We start from the raw sequence: 19,257 nt of genomic DNA, 5'->3' as shown, positions 1-19,257 counted from the left end.
GATGGTCCGGTTTACGGTTTAAACCAGGTATCCGCGTTCTTCTGAAGCTCTTCCGCTACTTGCTCTGCATTCAACTTATTCAGATATAAGGCCTGCATAGAATTCTCAAGCGTAACCTTGGTTGTCGGGTTGCCGCTGTTGAAATTTGTAACCATCAAATACGGAGTCGAAATTGTACCGGCATATTCAGCGAACTGGGCGATGATCGGATCATCGGCAGTTACCCCGGGAATCGGACTCACGCGTTTCATTTCATTTGCGAACAAATTGCCAAATTCGCTGCTTGTTGCAAATTCGAGGAATTTTTTCGCTTCCTCTTTATGCTTTGATTTCGCATTGACCGCATAGGAGCCATCTACATAAGTCGATACGGTTGGTTTACCGCCGGCCGCTTTGGGAGGAACCGGAAACACCCCTAATTCCAGATCAGGATTCATCGATTGGATTACCGCTACGTCAAAATCACCCATAATATACATAGCTGCCTGCTCCGTTACGAACAGGGTTCTCATATCCTCGTAGCTTATACCCATGAATTTATCAGGGAAAAACGGGGTCAAGTCTTTCATTAGCTGCAGGGATTGCACATATTCCGGATCCGTAAATTTCTTCTCGCCTTTGAGCAGCTTGCTTGTAAAGTCGTTACCGCCATATCCTGCAGGACCCATTACACCTTGTGTAATCGAGAGAATCCAGCCATCCTTCCCGCCGAAGCCGAACGGAATTACTTTCTTGTCCTTCAGGGTTTGGGAAACCTTAATCAGATCATCCCAAGTTGTCGGCACTTCAACGCTATTGTCTTTAAAGATCTTCTTGTTGTACATAATTGCGACTGTGTTTAGCGCCATGGGCACACCATAGATATTGCCGTCTTTCCCCGTAGATGCCGTCAGTACATCAGCCGGGAACGCATCCAGGCCAGGAAGGCCGTTTATCGGCTCAATGAAACCGGAATCGCCGAGCGATGTTCCGGCCGCATATGGACGCAGATGAATGATGTCCGGACCTTCGCCGGTTTGCAAGGCAGTGCTCAACACCGTATTGTATTCCGTGCTTTTCGTTGGAGCGAATTCAATTTCAATATTCGGATTCTGTTTGTTGAATTCCGCAAATACTTTCTCATAAACAGCCTTGTCTTCTGTTCGCCAGCTTCCCATGGTCAGCTTCACTTTTTCGCCATTGGATGATCCCGAAGTTGCCGCAGAATTCTCGGACGATGGGCTATTTGCGTTATTGCTGCTGCCGCAACCGGATAGAACAACAGACGTGGTAATGAATAATAGGGTTATCAGGCTAAATAAATGTTTCATCTTCATGCTTCCTCTCCCGCTACCTAATCTATTAATGAGGCCATTACTGCTTCATGAAGGATGGGTCTCAGCTGTTTAATTGGATTATCCCTGCCGTAATGAACCGCATTTGTAAGAAATACAACGGTAATCTCCCGAACAGGATCAATCCAAAGGCTGGTTCCGGTAAAACCCGTGTGCCCGAAGCTCCCGATCGGCCAGCCCGGTCCGCAAGCAAGCGTCGAATCCCGGCCGTCATGGACCTGCCAGCCAATGCCCCGCCCCTCAAATGGAGATTTCGTACAAGATTCTACCCAACCCCTGGTTAATAACGAATAGCGTTCAGGATAAAGCCAGCACTGGGCATAAAGCGATAAATCCCCGGCTGACGAGAATAACCCTGCGCTTCCGGATACTCCCCCGAGACGATAACAAGTTTCATCATGCACTTCACCTGCGATGTACTTGCTGCCGTCCCATTCCGTTGGAGCAATCCGATCCTTCCAGGCCGCTGGCGGATTAAAGCAGCTATCAGCCATGCCTAATTTTTTGAATATTTCGTCTTTTGCAAATACATCCAGGCTTTTTCCGGATATGCGAGAGATCATCCATCCGGCGAGTATCATTCCGAGATCGCTGTATTGCACACGTTCGCCTGGTTCAAAATCAAGTGCTTGAGACAAAATTTCCTGCCTGACATCTCTTGCGGCATACCGCTCCCGGTAACCCGGCAGCGATGAAGGCAGCCCTGAAGTATGCTGCAGACAGTGGCCGATTGTAACCTTCTCATGCCGGAACTCCGGAATATACTTCTGTACCGGATCACTCAGCGACAGCTTTGATGCTTGGAGCAGGTTCATAACAGCCGGCAGGGTAACGACTACTTTCGTTAGCGAAGCCACATCGTACAGTGTCGTTAATTCAGCGCTTCCATAAGAAGCCTGAACCCGCTGCCTGCCCTTGAACCGGATATCCAGTACAGCGCCTGGAATCCGGTTGTCCTGAACCCACCGGTTGATTAATTTATTTATTGTTTCCATTGCGCTTAGAGCGGCTCACCGCTTTTCTCGTTCTCTCCAGCAATTCTACCGTTTCGTCATACTGCAGCTGAGCGATCCCCACAAACAGGATATCGATGACATTTAATTGCGTAATTCGAGACGCCATCGCTCCGCTTCGTATGCTCTTCTCTAATGAACTGGTAAACAGCCGGACATCCGCCAGATCAGATACGGGATTGCTGCCGAACTTGGTTAGCGTAATAATCGTAGCTCCGTTCTGCCGTGCAATCGAGAGCGAGCCGATAATATCTTCCGTCTGCCCCGAATACGAGATACCGAACGCCACATCCCCCGCCCTCAAATTTGCCGCCAAAGTCGCCTGCGAGTTAAAATCATACGCAGCCTCGCACCATCGGTCGATACGAGTCAGTTTTTGCATAAAATCCTGCGCAATTACAGCTGATGCTCCAACGCCGAAGATGCAAATTTTTCTCGTCTTGCCGATGGACTCTATAGCCTTCTCCACTTCCTGGACCGACAGTACCGACAGCGTATCCTGAATGGACTGGGCATTGTTGTGTGAAATAGAGTCAATTAAAGCGGATACAGAGCTATTAGGTTGAATTTCCTGATAAGTATCTGTTTCCTTTGAAGCCTGCGCGGTTTGAGCCAGGTCCGCCACAATCCGCATTTTCAAATCCTGAAACCCTTTGAATTGCAATGAACGTGACAATCTGACAATGGTAGCCTCGCTGACACCCGTAAGCTCTGCAAGCTTCTGAACAGAGAGATTCACGATTTGTTCCGGATGCTCCAGTATGAAATCGGCCACTATCTGCTCCTGAGGCTTTAACAAATGAAGAGCCTCCTTAATGCTTACAAGTCCACCATGCATATAAACCCCCACTTTCAGTAACTGCGTGTTAAATATTGATAAAAATGACAATCGTTGTTTACCGGTAACAACTCTTGATCACATGATAAATGATTATTTCATAAATATCAATCGATTTATAAAATATTATTTCACGTTTCATGTTAGGTTTATCCTTTTTGACATTTAATCTGACACAATAGTAGCCTTAATGTTACATGAGCTGCACCAACTAATATGTGGCAATCAGAAGAGGCTATGACAATCCTCCTTCTGGGGAACCGTCATAGCCTCTTCTGATTTTTTCAACTCCGTAAGGGTATAAGGGTCATTCAAATAAAAAACGCCCCGCCTCAAAAAGAAGCGAAGCATAACCTTGTCCAGCTACTCTCTTCTCCTATGCCCGCGCTTGAACAAACCGCATCCGATGCCACCTGAGCCATGCGCTCACGGCGGCTGCCAGAAGCACTGAACAAGCAATACCGAAGGTGAGTATCATCGCATGACGATCCGAGCCCAGGGCTCCGTATATTTTCACGCCGAGAATCGGCATAACACCGTTGCTTAGCATAATCAGCGTATGATAGATGGAGATATTCATCGTACTGTTGCCGGACGGGATCGCTTCGAGCAGGCACTGAACCAGCGCCAACTGCATGGCCCCAATGATAAAGCCGGCAATCGCATTGCCGATCAGGAAGAAAGGACGCGCGACCGCGGGGTCCAGCTGCAAGGCCAGCATCATCGCAACAGAAGCCAATATATAACCACCAATGCCGTAAATAAGCGTATACCGTATTCCTTTGCGCGTATTCAGCCTGCTCCACAAGCCGATCGACAGAAACTGGGCCGCCGCGGAGGCGACGTTGATCGAACTCAACCAAGCCTCGTTAGCCTGAAGATAGCGGATTTGCGACAGAAAAGATAAAGACCACTGCAAATGCCAACCCATATGAAAAATGACTGCCACGACCAGAAAACCGATAAACCGCCGACTGGCAAGGCTCTTGCGGAAGGCATCCATGAAATCCTTGAACTTCAGCACACCCTGCCGCCTTGTATCCCCACCGGTAATTCGCCGAAGAACGAGCACCTGGCCAATGGCGAAGAGAAAGCACAGCATGCAATAAGCTTGATGAACGAGAATCTTCTGCTGCCCTGCCGCCTGGGACAAAATAAACCCCGCAAGCAGCGGAACGACAATCCCCACCGCAAAGGTCAGCTTGGTTCTCAGCGTATAGGCCGCGTTTCTGCCTGCCTCTGGAATTACATCCGAGAAGTAGGCCTGCCAGGAGGACATATAGATGGAGAGCGGAATACTGGCCAGCGGCAGCAGGCATAAATACATGATAATGGCGTGATTCCCGATAAACGGCGACAGTCCGATCAGAAAGTAGACGAGTCCAAATAAAAAAGCGGTCCACATAACCACCGGCCGCTTGTTAGCCAGCCGGTCGATCAAGAGCGCGCTCGGAATAAGGACGAGAATGCCCATAATCGGAGGAAGCGATGAAACCAAGCTGATCTGAAAGTCGGTCGCTCCGATCCGGGTCGCGAACAGATTCGAGTTATTGTTGCCCAACTGGACGAACAGCGTCGCCAGAATGCCTTCGAGGGCAAACAGCGCGGCATTGCCGGACGTCAGCCTCCGGACTATTTGTCCTGGATAAATTCGATCACTTCCCCGCCAGGAGCATCAACGAAGCAAAACCGCATGCGGACGATTTCGCCCGAACGGGCATGAATGTCGGCATCTTGCGGAGCAAAGCGGGCCACGCCGCCGGCCTCCACCGCTTTGCGCACCGATTCCTCGATATCTTCGGTTCGCAGGGCAACATGCTGCCATTTGCCTTCTCCAAAATCCTCGGACGACTCGAATATCTCCAGAAAGTCTCCATCCCCCAAATCAACCAGAATAGCATGGTCGGAAGCCCCATCCTTCCCCCACTCCACCACAAACCGGGCGTCCAGACCTTCCATATAGAACTTCACCGTCCGGGCAAGATCCGGCGTCTTCAGGCAAATATGATGAATGCCCAGCTTTTTATTTGTCGTATACATTAGGATTTAATCGCTCCCGCAATCGTATTGAGATAATACTTCTGGAATATCAGAAAGATAATGACGACCGGAACAATAGATAGAAAGGTGCTCGCCGCCACGTAACCAAATTTGTAATTGAATTGTCCGCTCAGCGTCTGCAGCGCCGCCGCGATGGGATACTGCTTGGCATCCAATACGATCATTGGCCACAGGAACGCGTTCCATTTGTTAATAAAGTCGAAGATAATGACAGTCGAGATGGACGGCATGATCGCCGGAATCATAACGCTTGCCCAGGTCCGCAGCTCGGATGCCCCATCGATCCGGGAAGCCTCCATCAATTCACGCGGCACTCCCAGGTAGGATTGCCGCAGCAGAATGATGCTGAATACGCTCACGCCTCCCGGCAGGATCACACCCATATAGGTGCCCAGCATGCCCAGGCTTGAAATGGTCAAATAGTTGACGACAAGTCCTGCCGCCGCGGGGAGAATCATGGCGCTGATGAGTGCCGTAAACACAATCTTCTTGCCGTAGAAATCCATTTTGGCAAGCGCATAGGCGCATAAAGCGGAACAAACAACATCAATGAAAATGCCGCCAAACGTGATAATGACCGAGTTGAAGAAAAACTTTTGCAGTCCCATAAAGGTAATAACGCCCGTATAGTTGGAGAGAGTGATGTGACTGAACAGATTCAGCTCGTAAATATTCTCATTCACCTTGAACGAAGCGCTCAGCAGCCACAGGAACGGACCTACGCACAGCACCGCAAGCAGAATAAGAATGAGATAAAGAACGGCGCTGCCCGCCCTGACCTTGAATGATGGGCTTACACGCCTGCCGCTTTGCAGCTTGCCCGTCGTGGAGTTAGTCATTGTGGCTCATACCTCCTTTATTCCCGTACACAAACACGATGGCGCTAAAGATGGATGTAACGACCGCCAAAACAAGACCAACCGCCGAGGAATACCCGAAATCGAAATTCTGGAACGCCTGGTTGTAAGAATAAAGATTGGTCACCAGCGTCGCCTTGTCAGGCCCGCCGCCAGTCATAACAAATACCACATCGAACACTCCAACCGCCGCCATAACGGAAGTCAGCGTACAGAACCAGATATAAGGCTTAAGCAAAGGAACCTTGATCCGGATGAAGCTGACGAGCTTGCTCGCCCCGTCGATGGTTGCCGCCTCCTCCAGATCCTCGGGGATCGACTGCAGTCCCGCCAAATAAAGCATCATATAGTAACCCAGTCCCTGCCAGATGGTAACGAACATAATCGTAATCATCGCCAGACGGGAATCGTTCAGGAAATAGATGGGTTCGTCGATCACATGATTATGGATCAGGAACGTATTAATGATGCCATCGGGATTCAAAATAAACTTCCATATGATGCCTACAGCCATCATGGAGGTGACGACAGGGAGATAGAATAATACCCGGAACGTCTTTACTCCCTTTATTTTGCGGTTAACCATCGAGGCTACGATAATCGACAAAATTTGAAGCGGCGGAACGACCAATACGAATATGGCTGAATTATATAACGATTTGATAAAGTCGCTATCGCGAAATGCTCTCTCGAAATTATCGAGGCCCACGAATTTCTTCTCTCCGATGATGGAGTAGTCATAGAATGACAATGGTATGCTGTACACGATTGGGTAAAATACGAAAACGGCAAGCAGAATCAGAGCCGGAGCCATGAATAAATAAGCCTTGCCGGTCTCCTTCCATTTTCGTTTCGAGAGCCTGAAACCCATAATGATCCTCTCCCCTATTCAAGCTCCCCGCTTCCCCATCCCAAGAGAAGGATAGGGAAGGAAATCCGGGGATCGCCGGCAAATTCCGCCGCTGCCTTATTTATTGTTTTTAGCAAGCATCTCGTTGACTTTTTTCTCCGCCTTGTCGAGCGCAACCTGCGGTTCCACATTAGCCATGAATATCGCTTCCGAGATCGTGTCGATCTCTTTCTTCACTTCGTCGTCATTGGCAACGCCGAGCGTCGCATCGCTCATATGCGCGCTGGATTTGGCTGCCGCCGCGTTCGCCTGACCTTCGATCGTTTGGGTATCCGAAGTAAAGAATGGATCGGCGGCTGCTTTGATCGTACTTGGGAAAATCGGAACCAGCTTGCAGAAGGCAAGTTGATTCTCGTCATTCGTCAGGAAATTGGCGAAAGCGATCGCTTCCTGCACATGCTTGCTGCCTGTCGGCACAACCAGATCCTGCACCGGTCCGAGCGTAATGTTGGCGGAACCTACGATAGCGTCTGCAATGCCCATGTTACTGTAGATATTCGGCGCTTCGTCTTTAATTCTTTTCACCGTTTGCGGACCCGTACTGATGGATGCCAGCTTGCCTGTAGAGAACTGCTGGATTTGGCTGTCCCAGCTATCCCAGCCCGTCTTCGAGATATAACCGCCATCAATTCCTTCTTTGTATTTGTTCAACAGCGCAAGCGTTTCAGGCGTGTTAAAGGCCGCCGTCTTCTTGTCGGCAGAAAGCACCGGAATGTTGTTCATCAGCAGAATTTGCGTCAGCGAATCCGGAAGAACCATATAAGCGCCAGTCGCATCTTTCATCTGCTTCGCAGTCGCAAACATGTCTTCATATGTTTTCGGAGGCTGAAGACCCGCCTTATCGTAGAGCTCTTTGTTGTACATTTGAATGGACGGCGTCGTGTACCATGGGAAGGCATAGATGCCGTCTCCCAGCTTGGCCGTATCCAGCAATGTCGGAGCATAAATGCTCTTCTGATCATCAGTCGCTTCCTTGTTCAGATCGACCAATGCACCTTTGCCTGCCAACGTGAGCGCCAATTGGGACCAGATGTTCACGACATCCGGCGCTTTACCGCCAGCTGTTGCCGCAATCAGCTTATTCTGGATCGCATCCTGGGGCAGATCCTGCCAGTCGATGGTGATGTTCGGATGCTGCTCCGTGAATTTGTCGATGACGCCCTGGATATAATCCGTAAATGTCGGCTTGAGCGACAAGGTCCAGAACTCCAGTGTGATCGGTTCCGCGCTTGCTTCCGGTTCCGTCGTATCAGATCCGTTTGTGCCGGCATTGGCAGGATTATTGGCCCCGGAGGAAGCATTGTTCCCGTTATCGCTTGATCCTCCACAAGCCGTAAGCGCAATTGCCAGTACGAATGTTAATAGTACGACCAGTGTTTTTTTCATGTTCGACTTCATCCCCTTATTTTTTATGTATAAATGACGATTCTCTCAAGGCGGTGAACCTTCATCTATCATCATTGCCGGGTACTTCTGAGAAGAAGCTTTCAGCTTACGCTTCACCAGACTATTGTCGCCTGCGCCGCCGGATGATCACCTGCCTTTAGATAAAGCGCCGGAGTCCTTCCAGGCAGCGTCTGGCGCCATCCAATTGCGGGTACATAAGCTCGGATTCATGCTCGACGATGAGCCACTCCGTGCCTGCCTGTTCGCTTTCGCGCAGGATAGCCGGCCAATCGTTCATATCGCCGTCTTCCCCGATATAGCTCTCCAGTCCCGTTTTCCTGGAGAACGGCTTACAGTGGAGGAGCTTCGGCCGCCCGGCGATGGCGGACAGCACCTGAGGCGTATCCGCACCCGCCTCCGCGCAATTGCCGGTATCCACTTCAAGAATAATGCCGGAATCCGTAAAGCGGCGCAGCAAATCCCATGGCGTCGTTTCTCCATAACTGGTGGCAAATTCATGCGCATGCGTATGATAGCCGAGCTGCAGGCCGTGCTCCCGCAATTGAATATGCAGGGCATTCATGGCTTCCGCATGCTTAATCCAGACCTCGGGACTGTCTTCCTCAAGCGTATGGGCGATTTCCCAAGGCCCGCCGAGAGCGGGTATGATTACCGCGGGTGTACCGGCTTTCAGATGGTAATCGACCGTTGCAGGCAGAGTTTCCGGTTGAAGCAGCTTCCATTCCGTATGCCAGCCGCAATGGGTCAATTCATAACGATTCAGAAGCTCCCTGATCCGCTCCGGCGGGTGGGTGAATTCGCCGTAAAATTCCACACCTTCATATCCAAGCTCCTTAACGCGCTCAAGCGTCCATTCCAGATCGGATTGAAGCTCATGGAATACAGAGTACAGACCTAGTGCAATACGCATGGATAGCTTCACCTCCCCTTATTGGCCGCGTGCTGATTGACGCCTGCACCATTCCGTGGCATTGATAAGCAGTTTAACCATTTGTTGGTTTGTAAGCGCTTCCTTTGTGTGTCCGGGTATCAGTCCCGCCACTCGCCCGGACCCTACTGTATGGGCCCATGCGCCAGCTGTCGTCACATATTTGGACGTGCTCATCATAAGCATATCCGTACGGGAGGTATCGACCTGGCAGTAATAATGCTCGTCACTGACCGTAAATGCGTCTATCCCCTCCAATATCGGATGCGACACATTGCGGATGGGAATCGTGGTAACCGGCACATGGTCGGGCGAGTGCTCGATGAAGCGCCCGGAGCCAAGCTTAAGATAGAAGGGGCTGTCGGCTTCGATTAATACCAGGCCCGCATGGACGAACATAACGCCCATGCCCTCTTCAACCATAGCCACAATCCGATCCTGCTCTTCATAGGATAAGTCCGTCTCTCCCGCCGGTCTTCCGTTCGTGAAGAACAGCACCAGATCGATCGGCTCTTCCGTATCGAACAAGTCGCGTACCCGGTCGGTTCGAACGATATTCCATCGCGATTCGTCCAATACCGCCTCCATGGCCGGATCGATGATTTCCTTCGGGTGATAGTAATCATCCCGAATCAGATAAGCCGTTTTGCCCATATCAATCTCCTCCTAGTTAAATACACGCCGGATCCGGGAAGCCGCATCAGAGTCCAGCAGCACTTCGCAGTTAGGATGAAGCTGCACAACCGAAGCGGGGATATCCGTCGTCACCGGGCCGAGCAGGGCCTGCTCGATGATTTCCGCTTTCCGCGCCCCTTTGGCGATGAGAATCAGCTTGCGGGTGTGCATAATGTTTTTTATCCCGCGGGTCAGGCCGCCCAGTTCGTGCTCGGCGGATACTCCTGTTTCCCTGCGGACACGGGCTTCAAAATCAGGGTCCATCGGCGATACCCAGGTATCGCTCTCAAATGGAGTTCCCGGTTGATTGATGCCGATATGGCCGTTCATTCCGATTCCGAGCATCTGCAAATCCGCGCCGCCCCGGCTGGCCAGCCTGTTCTCGAATATCCGGCACTCTTCCTCAAAATTATCCGACAGCGTCGGAGGCATGATGAAGTTGTCCTCCGGTATACCCAGATGCTTGACCAGCTGCTCATAAATCATTGTGTAGCAGCTTCCCGCGTATTCCCGTTCCAGGTTCGTCAGCTCATCTACGTTGAAGAAGGTTACACGCGACACATCGAATGGGAACTGCCGGTAGATTTCGGATACGATATGATGCATGCCCCCGGTTGTCTGGCCGGTAGAGAGCCCGATAACCGAATCGGGCTTCTGCAGGATTTGGGCGATGATTCTCCATGCGCTGGCGGTATCGAATTGCTGTTCATCCGGCATAATGGTTATTTTCATGGTTGGCCTCCCTGGATTTCCACTTTATCCGCCAAGCGCCCCTCCGGTATAACCAGAGCCAGCCAAGGCTGTTTGCGATTTATAATTTCAGCGGTTATTGTCACTGACGCTCCCGCGCTTACCTGCAGCTCATATTCTGCAAGCTTCACATTAGAGGTCCTCAGCTCCAATCGGGCAGCCTCCGCCCCGCTTGCCGTCAGATGGATGTGAACCTTGTTTTCCTCCACAGTATAGGAGGACTGAATCGTGTAGAATGGAGCCGTCAATTCATAATCCTTGCCGCTCAGAAGGGTTATGCGCTTGCTTTTCCCCTGATAGGAAGTCTCGTATTCGCCCGCCGGAAGCTTCACAACCACCTTGCCTGTGCGGTATTCAGGCATAACCGTCGTTACGCTGCCGCTCTGAATATGCCGAAACGATACCTCCGCGCCCTCTTCCCATGTCAGATACCCGGTAACGCGCGCCGGACCGGAAATTTGCGAAACGAGGAGCAGATGCCGGATGCTGGGATGAACCCACAGCTCCCGGTATACGGCATTGTTTGCATGTGGCCAATACGGTATATCCTCATTGCGGTAGCTTTGAATGCCAACGCACATCGAGCCGGTTAATTCACCGGGCAGGCAGACGTACTGCTGTGCGTAATCATACCCTTCTCCAATCATCATCGACTGTCTGAACGGGTTCTTGCCGACAATCCATTCGAGCTGCCGCTGCGCAATCTCTGCGAGCTGTCCGTCATTGCGCAGATGCGCGGAGAGCGCTGCCGCATGGCCGCCTGCAAGCACGATGGCATTGCTGCCCCGGAAGCTGAACCAGACCGGCATCCGTCTGAGATAGTAGCCTCCGCCCAGCCGGATTCCCTGCTGCACCTGCTCGCGGTAGTCATCGAACATCTGCTGCTCCGCATGAGGCTGCTGCTTCAGGAACAGCTCCGGGTCGTCGATCGCTTCGTCTTCATGATAGATGGAAGCCGGTGTTACAAAGTAGGGCTCCATCAGCCCGCATATCTGCTTCAAATATTCACTGTACAGCACAACGGCGTGATACCAATTCATCCAGTTCAGATCCTCCGGAAATAGCCCGCACAACTTCGTCAGCGCCATAATCGGCTCATTCTCGTGAGAGCGGTGATTATAATGCTGAATGATCCGCTTAGCCGTGTCCCGGTAGAAGAAGCCCGTAAGCGGGATATCCCAGTCCGGAATTTCCTGCTGCTGGCAGCTCAGAATGAGAGCAGCCAGTTCAATCGCTTTCTCTTTGTAGAACGGATCTCCGCCCGCCTCATACAAATCGCAGGCCGCCCAGCAGCCTGCCGCATATAGCAGCAGCGGCGACGATACCCGGGCAGGGTCCATCGCTTCCACGTACTGCTCCTGATCAATCTTCGCGTAGGCACTCTGCCAGTCTTCGCCCGCAACCCGGATCAAATAGGCGCTTTGCTGCGGATCGATGTCCTTCAGCACTTTCGCTGCCAATGCCTCGGCGCCCGCCGCCATGAAATTCTCGATCGCCAAATCCTGCGCTTCGGAATTAATCTGATCCTCCGCACCCAGAATGCCGCTGGTCCAAACGGAGGTCCCGCTTCCCATCGTGCGGAAGCCGTCCCCGAACCGTGTCTTCAGCATCCACTCCAGGCCCCACTTGCCTTCCTCCACAAGCCTTGTGAACAAAGGCTTATCCTCCCGGAATTTCAAGGCCGCTGCGAAGAAGGCATATACCGCCTCGCCCGTATTCGTCAGGTTCTGTGACATGTCCGCCGCGTCATGCCAGCCTCCATTGGCCACCACGCTTTTGTCTCCGTGCTTGTTGACCACATTGCCGTGGCAGTACTTGTGCACGCCCGGCACCTCGAAGCCGCACCGCTCGCAGAAGAACACATTGATCGTCTTCCAGACGCTGTCCTCCCAGACATGGTCCCCGATCGGGAAAACGCGCGTCACCTCGTCCCCGGCTACGATGAGATAGTTCCCGTTTTCCCGAACCTCCGAGAAATCCAGGACACTGAATTCGGCCATTCCATTCGCAACTTTCCGGATTTCCTTCTCCAGGACGACCTTTCCCGTGCCGGCTTGTACAAGCTTGAAGGTATCCGTTTTCATTTTACCGGCGATCGCCGTCTTGGATGATCCTGTCTGATAGCCGCTCCCGCATATGGAGATCCGCCCGGATTCAACCTCCCAGCCTTTATAAGGATCCGCTGCTTCTATGACTTCAAGGGCGATATCCTTGATGTAAAAGCGGGCGGTTGTCGCTGCTTCGTTCTCATTCCCGACAATGTCGTAGCCAAAGTACAAGCCTGTGATACAATCGCGGTCGATATTGGGGATTTCCAGTACGACCTGATTCCATGTATGGTTGATCAGGTTCATATTGTGGCAGCCTTCGCGGTAATAGAAATCCGGAACCGGGAACTCTCCCTTGTTGATCAGCTGCAAATGGAGACTGACGAACTTGAAGCCCGGCAACTCAGGCCTGACCTGGAATGAAATCCTGTTGTATGCCGTCCAATCCTCGCGGTCAAAGCGGTGCAGTATCGATGGAGTGGCATAAATTCTCGCGTAATCATGTTCCCATGTATCAATACGGGTGGGACTTGTCATCAATAAGGTCTGTTTGCCATTCCCGCTATAGTCGCTGCTGAGCTCCAGATTCCCGTACTTCCCCTGCAGCTCCCAGCCACTCAACGATTCCGTGATATTCAGCGGACGGCTCGTCACGGCAGGCTTGGCGGCCAAACGAACTTCAGCCGCTTCTGAAGGATCAAATGGAATCGGAGCATGTATGTAGTTGCTCTCTTCTATCGCTCTTCTCAATTTGTCATTCATTTCGCACCTCATAGCTGTGATATTGAATCAGTCACAATCTGTAATGGAGACGCTTTATCTCCTAATGTGTAACGTTACACATTCAAATTAACAGGTTCGTTGGTCCTTGTCAATCTTTACTTTTACATGAAATCAAAATTATTCTCCGGTTTCTTCTGCGGCATTTGCCAGTGTTAAACGGAAATAAGGCTGGGAATCCTTAGTAATTATCAGCTTATGTTACTTTCTGCTGCCCCAGGGAAATCCCATTGAACGGCATTAATTCTTCACAAGGGACCATCGTTTATAATCATTCCTTTTTAGAAAACGTTACACAAACGGCAGCGAAAAATCCCGCCTGCCCCTTTTACGGGCCTGGCGGGTGCGTATATTGTCGATGTTTTACTCTTTTTCACCGGGCTTTAAGCCTGCTTCGCCTTGCAGCTGTTGCGGATAACCAGCTCCGTTTTCAGTACGGTTCTTTCCTTCGGCGCCTCCGGATGCAGCAAACTATGGATCATTTGCTTGATCCCCGTATATCCCGCTTGCTCCAGCGGCTGTCTGACCGTGCTGATCGGCTCGAAATAACAATCGAAATCCGCCGGCCGCTCATCGTCAAATCCGATAATGGATATATCGTCGGGTACGGACAAGCCCATCTCCCCCAGCGCCTTGATCGCGCCGAAAGCGGAGATGTCCGTCGCGAAGAACACCGCATCCGGCCGCTCCGCGCGGCCCGCCAGCTCCTTGATGCTGTCGTAGCCGCATTTGAAGAAGGTATTCGTGCTCCATACGTCATGCGCTTCACTGGACGTCTCGCCTTCGAAGGGCACACTGAAATCCGGATAGACGATCAGAGACGGATCAATCGGAATTTGAGCATCCTGAAGTGCCCTCATGTAGCCGTTCAGCCGGTCCAGCGTGATTTTGAGGTTGATGTTTCCTGTCACATGGGCGATCCGGCGGTGGCCAAGCTCAATGAGATGCTGAGTCGCCTGATAAGCGCCATCGACGTTGTCGATAACAACCTTGTTGACATCGACTCCCTCCAGATCGTTTTCGATCAGGATGAAGGGGAAGCCCGACTGCGACAAATTCATAATGATCTCGTCATCGGACACAAGGCTTCCGTAGATCAGAATCCCGTCCACCCTTCCTTGGGTCAGAAACGAGAGATGCCTTTGCTTCTTCTGGATATCCCCGTTCGAGCTGCAGTACATGACGTTATAAGCGTTCTCTTTGTCAAAGTCTGCGGCTCCTTTCTCCAATCCCTTAATCAGCTTCCCGACGAAAGGCGAGAACAGGTTGTCCAGCACGATTCCGATAGTGTTGGTCTTCTGCAGCACAAGCGACCGCGCCAAGCCGTTAGGCACGTAATTGAGCTCACGCATAGCCTGAAGAATTTTGGCTCTGGACTCCGGCTTCACTCCTTTGCGATTGTTAAGAGTACGCGACACGAGCGTTACGGACAGCCCCGCTCTTTCCGCCACATCTTTAATTGTTGCCATTATGTTACCTCCGGTCTCTATGCCAAGGCATCGCTGCCCTTTGCATAAAAGCTATATTCTATGGGATAAATTCTCCTTCGGCGCGCCTTCCCGGTATCCACCCGCAGGCGGCCGGTGGACTGCATTCGGCTGCGGCGCCAGCCAATGCGCCGCATTGCGCAGAACAAGTCTGATTTCCTTCTGATAATAGACGGGGAAACGCCAGGCGGTCGTCCAGCTCGTTGTTATCCAGATGACTCCACCATACGAGCACATCGGTCTGATCCAGAATCTCTCTGCTTAAACCGTTTTCCGGCTCATCCTGGGTTGCCGTGCGCACCTCAAATGCATGCTCTTCCAAGAAGCCTTCGGCAATCGCCTGGTGCATGCCATCCGGATAGACCCGGCTTACCGGCTCGTACCGATCTTGATTATGCTCGCACCATACCGTTACCTTTACTTTGCGAGTCATAGATATCTCCCTTTGCCTATTTTACCATTCATTTGCAAAACTAATAAATAGAGTTCCCTGACTTACCTCTATCTCCAGTCAAAAACAACACAGGTCCTGCTTAATGTTCCGCTTACAATACGTTCATACACCTCAGCGCAGTTCGAAGGGGATTCCATGCTGTAAATACCTTCAACCTTGATGAGGCCATCCCTGATCCACTCCATCGCCTTCGCCATATTGCCATGATTGCTGTTCGGCTCGAATTCCCGGGACTTACGCGGAAGCGACCACTCCCAGCCTGAGAATACATGAATATAACCATAAAAAATATTCAATAGCAGTTCATGCGCGAATGTATCGGTGGAGCGATACCAAGGCACTCCTATAATGTACAGCTCCCCGCCTTTGCGCAGATTGGATACCAGAGAAAAGACCGCTTCTTCCCGGCCGGAGCACTCCATGGCAAGACCGGCCGTCCCCTTCACTTCAGGCACGTCCTCCAGGGAAGCATGCACATGGCGCAGCCCACAGGACAATGCGACATTCCTACGCTTCTCATTGGGATCGAATGCATAGACCTTATAGCCGCAATGCTGCATCACCTGGGCGCACATGAGACCGACTACCCCGAGCCCCGTCACCAGCACCGATTCCGTCGGGCGGATCCGGGTATGAACCATCGAGGTCATCGATACCGCCGGAAAACGGCCAATTACCGCATGCTCAGGCAGCATTCCCGCAGGAATTGGTATTAGCTCGTCGTCGTTTACCCGGTTATAAGCGCGATGTGGCGTAAAAGCGAGAACTGAATCGCCTGCCCGGACATTCGTCACTTCGCTTCCGGTCTCCAGAACCTCCATCACCACAGCATAGCCGGTATCCACCGGATAGACGGCGCCTCCGAAATAATCCATATAAGCCCCGCGCTCCGAGCCTGAGGAAATCAAAGAAACCAACGTGCGGCCGATTACCTCATGAGGGCCTGGCGGGCTGGAATCCCAATCGCATGAAACAAGCGCGGCTTGCTGCTTCTCTATAAAACGCACGACCTGATTTTCGCGTATCGTTATGACAAACGCCGCCTCTCTATATATTTTTCTGTGTGTAACGTTTCACATTTAAATTAGCAGAACTCCTTAACCATTGTCAAATACTACTGCCCTTCAATGCGGCGAATCAGCCCGAATAGCTCCGCCGATTGGTGACAATTGTCCAGCACCCCGAAGGGAATGCCTGAAGGGTACAAGGCTTCCAGGCTGCCCTTAACCGCACCAATTACCGGCTCATAGACGGCATTCACAATCTGCGCCTGCGGAGCGGCAGCTTTAATTTCCGCAATAACTGTTTCCAGGAGCAGCGGGTATTTCGACTTGAACAGACCGCCGGATAAAACCACATCCAGCCCGGTCCCCTGCATGCCGTATTGCATAATTCCCGCTGTAACATACCGGCTGATGCTTCTGGCAAAGCTGCTTACCAAACCGACAGCGACTCCATCTCCCTGATCGGCAAGCTCAAAGAGCAGATAGGTCATGTCCTTGGCACTCCTGCCCAACCGGTTCCGGGGCAGGTCGTAAAGAATCTGCTCGGCTGATTCGCGCTGATAAAAGTCCAGCACCCGCTGCGTCAGGCCGGTCGGAGGAAGCCTGCCGATCTCCGCATCGAAGAGCGCCCGATGGATACGTTTTCCCAGACCCCTGCCGCCTTGATCGTCTTCATCGATGTAGCTGCTGTACACCCGCTCCGCCCCTGCCCTGCTGCGTATAGCCACATTCAGACCGGTTCCGGCGCATATAATCGCGCAATCAGGCGTATCCGTTCCCGCCCGCAGCGCGATCAGACAATCGTTGCTCACCTTTACTTTGGAGCAGTCCAATTCCCTCTCCAGCATGGATCGGATCAGCGTCTCTTCCTCCAGCCAATTGACGCCGGCAATGCCTGCCGTCACGCTATCGATATCTTCCAGCTTGCAGCCTGCCTGCTCCAACGCCGCCTCGACGGCTTGACGAATAGCTTCCGTCGCATGCTCCAGGCCATCGAAGTAAAAGCAGGAGCCGTAGCCCGTCCCCTTGGAGATCAACTGGCCCAGCGTATCGAAGATGACTGCAACCGTCTTGCTTCCCCCCTGGTCCAATCCCATGTGCAAAGTCATATGCATCCTCCCACTTTTGTGTAACGTTACACCAAACTAATGTATAACTCCCCTGGCAGATTGTCAATCGGAGTCAGCCCAACTGCTTGAAGCATAATAAAAAGAACACCGGACACGGTACTCTCTCGGAGTTGGCAGAGAAGTACCGCCCTCACCAAACATTCTTTCCCGCCGCAGGGGCTTACCTTCAAGGAACAGGGTGATCGGGTAGACCAATCGGAATTGAATAAACCCCCATTTACCCGCCAGGTAATGGAATTGTTTGTAATTTCGCTAGCGGTTGGCATCCCATCAGCTAAAAATATCCCCACACCCTTGATAACTACCGTTCTAATGTGTCACAATCAATAAAGGATACGCAGAATATCCGCGTGAAGCTTACATAGATCCCGGACGCGAGTCACCATGCAAAATGAGGAGGAAATTCATTCATGAAAACAATGAAACTGGGAACCAGCACTCTGGAGGTGCCGGTCGTAGCAGTCGGCTGCATGCGTATTAATTCACTGGACAAGCCCGAGGCGGAACGCTTTGTCCAAAAAGCATTGGAAGAAGGTGCGAATTTCTTCGACCATGCGGATATTTACGGCGGTGGAGCATGCGAGGAAATATTCGCGGATGCCATCCATATGAACGATGATATTCGCGAGAAAATCATCCTGCAGTCCAAGTGCGGCATTCGCAAGGGGTCGTTCGACTTCTCCCTTGAGCATATTTTGGAATCGGTGGACGGTGCCTTGAAGCGGCTCAAAACCGATTACCTGGACATTCTGCTTCTTCACCGCCCCGACGCGCTGGTGGAACCGGAAGAGGTGGCAAAGGCTTTCGATATTCTGGAAAGCTCGGGTAAAGTCCGTCATTTCGGCGTTTCCAATCAAAACCCGACACAGATCCAGCTGCTGAAGAAGTTTGTGAAGCAGCCGCTTGTGGCCAACCAGCTGCAGCTCAGCATCACCAACGCCAACATGATCTCCAATGGCGTGAATGTGAACATGGAAAATGATTCAGCTATAAACCGCGATGGCAGCATACTTGATTTCTGCCGGCTGAACGATATCACCATCCAGCCTTGGTCGCCTTTCCAATACGGATTCTTTGAGGGTGTATTCCTCGGAAGCGAGAAGTTCCCGGAGTTGAATAAGAAGATCGATGAAATCGCAGGCAAATATGATGTCAGCAATACAACCATCGCAATCGCGTGGCTTCTGCGTCATCCGGCACACATGCAGCCGGTCACCGGTACGATGAACATAGAGCGGCTGATCGATTGCTGCAGAGCAAGCGAGATTTATCTGACGCGCGAAGAATGGTACGAAATCTATCGTGCGGCAGGCAATGTGCTTCCTTAAACATACAGGCCTAAGCCTTGAAGCCAAGCAGCCTCTGTCCTTTTGGACAGAGGCTGCTTTTTTCTATCCTTCAGTTTGCAGAGGGGTTCCTCGATTTAATTTGGATTGATAACTGAGCTCTTGATAATCGTCTGACAGGAATGTATCTGGTGCAAGCTGCTCAGGGCCTCCAAAAAATGAAAAAGCAGCCATCACAGAAGATACTCTGCGGCAACGAGCCGTGGATCAGCAAATTCACCTTATTTTATAAGGC

17 protein-coding genes are annotated in these 19,257 nt (G+C 51.6%); 1 reads left to right on the top strand and 16 read right to left on the bottom strand.

Features of this window, described 5'->3' with window-relative positions:
* Positions 1-11 precede the first annotated feature (11 nt).
* From AC0YOA_RS16055 to AC0YOA_RS15980, 16 genes are all read right to left on the bottom strand, one after another.
* Entirely contained in the window at positions 12-1,310 is a 1,299-nt protein-coding gene (locus tag AC0YOA_RS16055) for an ABC transporter substrate-binding protein (protein ID WP_475787449.1), read from the bottom strand.
* A 23-nt stretch (positions 1,311-1,333) separates the two neighbouring features.
* Positions 1,334-2,329: a serine hydrolase domain-containing protein gene (locus AC0YOA_RS16050; RefSeq protein WP_475787448.1), complete on the bottom strand. Its 996-nt coding sequence runs from the start codon at positions 2,327-2,329 to the stop codon at positions 1,334-1,336.
* Positions 2,313-3,185, bottom strand: a complete 873-nt coding sequence (locus AC0YOA_RS16045) for a MurR/RpiR family transcriptional regulator (protein ID WP_210045057.1) — start codon at positions 3,183-3,185, stop codon at positions 2,313-2,315. The genes AC0YOA_RS16050 and AC0YOA_RS16045 overlap by 17 nt, the downstream gene beginning before the upstream one ends.
* A gap of 376 nt (positions 3,186-3,561) precedes the next feature.
* Positions 3,562-4,746 (bottom strand): MFS transporter, encoded by a 1,185-nt coding sequence (locus AC0YOA_RS16040; RefSeq protein WP_475787447.1) that lies wholly within the window; start codon positions 4,744-4,746, stop codon positions 3,562-3,564.
* Positions 4,747-4,817: 71 nt separating this feature from the next.
* Positions 4,818-5,225 carry a VOC family protein gene (locus AC0YOA_RS16035; RefSeq protein ID WP_475787446.1) on the bottom strand — a complete coding sequence of 136 codons (408 nt, stop codon included), beginning with the start codon at positions 5,223-5,225 and terminating at the stop codon, positions 4,818-4,820.
* Complete coding sequence (locus AC0YOA_RS16030; protein ID WP_475787445.1) at positions 5,225-6,085, bottom strand: carbohydrate ABC transporter permease; 861 nt, start codon at positions 6,083-6,085, stop codon at positions 5,225-5,227. The genes AC0YOA_RS16035 and AC0YOA_RS16030 overlap by 1 nt, the downstream gene beginning before the upstream one ends.
* A complete protein-coding gene (locus AC0YOA_RS16025; RefSeq protein WP_475787444.1) occupies positions 6,078-6,974 on the bottom strand; it encodes a carbohydrate ABC transporter permease in 897 nt (298 codons plus the stop codon). Before AC0YOA_RS16025 ends, AC0YOA_RS16030 begins: the two co-directional genes overlap by 8 nt.
* Before the next feature lie 96 nt (positions 6,975-7,070).
* A complete protein-coding gene (locus AC0YOA_RS16020; RefSeq protein ID WP_475787443.1) occupies positions 7,071-8,399 on the bottom strand; it encodes an ABC transporter substrate-binding protein in 1,329 nt (442 codons plus the stop codon).
* Positions 8,400-8,556: 157 nt separating this feature from the next.
* Entirely contained in the window at positions 8,557-9,330 is a 774-nt protein-coding gene (locus tag AC0YOA_RS16015; protein WP_475787442.1) for a sugar phosphate isomerase/epimerase family protein, read from the bottom strand.
* Between the two features lie 18 nt (positions 9,331-9,348).
* Positions 9,349-10,002, bottom strand: coding sequence for a ThuA domain-containing protein (locus AC0YOA_RS16010; RefSeq protein WP_475787441.1), 654 nt, complete (start codon positions 10,000-10,002; stop codon positions 9,349-9,351).
* 12 nt (positions 10,003-10,014) lie between these two features.
* Entirely contained in the window at positions 10,015-10,755 is a 741-nt protein-coding gene (locus AC0YOA_RS16005) for a 6-phosphogluconolactonase (RefSeq protein WP_475787440.1), read from the bottom strand.
* Entirely contained in the window at positions 10,752-13,583 is a 2,832-nt protein-coding gene (locus AC0YOA_RS16000) for a glycoside hydrolase family 9 protein (RefSeq protein ID WP_475787439.1), read from the bottom strand. Before AC0YOA_RS16000 ends, AC0YOA_RS16005 begins: the two co-directional genes overlap by 4 nt.
* Positions 13,584-13,984: 401 nt before the next feature.
* Positions 13,985-15,070, bottom strand: a complete 1,086-nt coding sequence (locus tag AC0YOA_RS15995) for a LacI family DNA-binding transcriptional regulator (protein WP_475787438.1) — start codon at positions 15,068-15,070, stop codon at positions 13,985-13,987.
* Positions 15,071-15,128: 58 nt separating this feature from the next.
* On the bottom strand, positions 15,129-15,521 hold the full coding sequence (locus tag AC0YOA_RS15990) for a type 1 glutamine amidotransferase family protein (RefSeq protein ID WP_475787437.1): 393 nt from the start codon (positions 15,519-15,521) through the stop codon (positions 15,129-15,131).
* A 68-nt stretch (positions 15,522-15,589) separates the two neighbouring features.
* Entirely contained in the window at positions 15,590-16,549 is a 960-nt protein-coding gene (locus AC0YOA_RS15985; protein WP_475787436.1) for a zinc-binding dehydrogenase, read from the bottom strand.
* A gap of 107 nt (positions 16,550-16,656) precedes the next feature.
* Positions 16,657-17,655 carry an N-acetylglucosamine kinase gene (locus AC0YOA_RS15980; protein ID WP_475787435.1) on the bottom strand — a complete coding sequence of 333 codons (999 nt, stop codon included), beginning with the start codon at positions 17,653-17,655 and terminating at the stop codon, positions 16,657-16,659.
* A gap of 431 nt (positions 17,656-18,086) precedes the next feature.
* Between AC0YOA_RS15980 and AC0YOA_RS15975 the strand changes: the two genes are divergently transcribed.
* A complete protein-coding gene (locus AC0YOA_RS15975) occupies positions 18,087-19,004 on the top strand; it encodes an aldo/keto reductase (RefSeq protein WP_475771134.1) in 918 nt (305 codons plus the stop codon).
* Positions 19,005-19,257 lie beyond the last annotated feature (253 nt).

It is taken from the genome of Paenibacillus sp. JT22N12 (genome assembly GCF_056269365.1).
The sequence above is the reverse complement of the archived record's forward strand: the minus strand, read 5'-3'. Positions and strand labels throughout refer to the sequence as shown.

What these genes read in the sequence shown, in the direction of transcription:
- AC0YOA_RS16055 (WP_475787449.1), bottom strand. Translation starts at nt 1,310, where the DNA reads ATGAAACATTTATTTAGCCTGATAACCCTATTATTCATTACCACGTCT.
- AC0YOA_RS16050 (WP_475787448.1), bottom strand. Translation starts at nt 2,329, where the DNA reads ATGGAAACAATAAATAAATTAATCAACCGGTGGGTTCAGGACAACCGG.
- AC0YOA_RS16045 (WP_210045057.1), bottom strand. Translation starts at nt 3,185, where the DNA reads ATGCATGGTGGACTTGTAAGCATTAAGGAGGCTCTTCATTTGTTAAAG.
- AC0YOA_RS16035 (WP_475787446.1), bottom strand. Translation starts at nt 5,225, where the DNA reads ATGTATACGACAAATAAAAAGCTGGGCATTCATCATATTTGCCTGAAG.
- AC0YOA_RS16030 (WP_475787445.1), bottom strand. Translation starts at nt 6,085, where the DNA reads ATGACTAACTCCACGACGGGCAAGCTGCAAAGCGGCAGGCGTGTAAGC.
- AC0YOA_RS16025 (WP_475787444.1), bottom strand. Translation starts at nt 6,974, where the DNA reads ATGGGTTTCAGGCTCTCGAAACGAAAATGGAAGGAGACCGGCAAGGCT.
- AC0YOA_RS16020 (WP_475787443.1), bottom strand. Translation starts at nt 8,399, where the DNA reads ATGAAAAAAACACTGGTCGTACTATTAACATTCGTACTGGCAATTGCG.
- AC0YOA_RS16015 (WP_475787442.1), bottom strand. Translation starts at nt 9,330, where the DNA reads ATGCGTATTGCACTAGGTCTGTACTCTGTATTCCATGAGCTTCAATCC.
- AC0YOA_RS16010 (WP_475787441.1), bottom strand. Translation starts at nt 10,002, where the DNA reads ATGGGCAAAACGGCTTATCTGATTCGGGATGATTACTATCACCCGAAG.
- AC0YOA_RS16005 (WP_475787440.1), bottom strand. Translation starts at nt 10,755, where the DNA reads ATGAAAATAACCATTATGCCGGATGAACAGCAATTCGATACCGCCAGC.
- AC0YOA_RS16000 (WP_475787439.1), bottom strand. Translation starts at nt 13,583, where the DNA reads ATGAATGACAAATTGAGAAGAGCGATAGAAGAGAGCAACTACATACAT.
- AC0YOA_RS15995 (WP_475787438.1), bottom strand. Translation starts at nt 15,070, where the DNA reads ATGGCAACAATTAAAGATGTGGCGGAAAGAGCGGGGCTGTCCGTAACG.
- AC0YOA_RS15990 (WP_475787437.1), bottom strand. Translation starts at nt 15,521, where the DNA reads ATGACTCGCAAAGTAAAGGTAACGGTATGGTGCGAGCATAATCAAGAT.
- AC0YOA_RS15980 (WP_475787435.1), bottom strand. Translation starts at nt 17,655, where the DNA reads ATGACTTTGCACATGGGATTGGACCAGGGGGGAAGCAAGACGGTTGCA.
- AC0YOA_RS15975 (WP_475771134.1), top strand. Translation starts at nt 18,087, where the DNA reads ATGAAAACAATGAAACTGGGAACCAGCACTCTGGAGGTGCCGGTCGTA.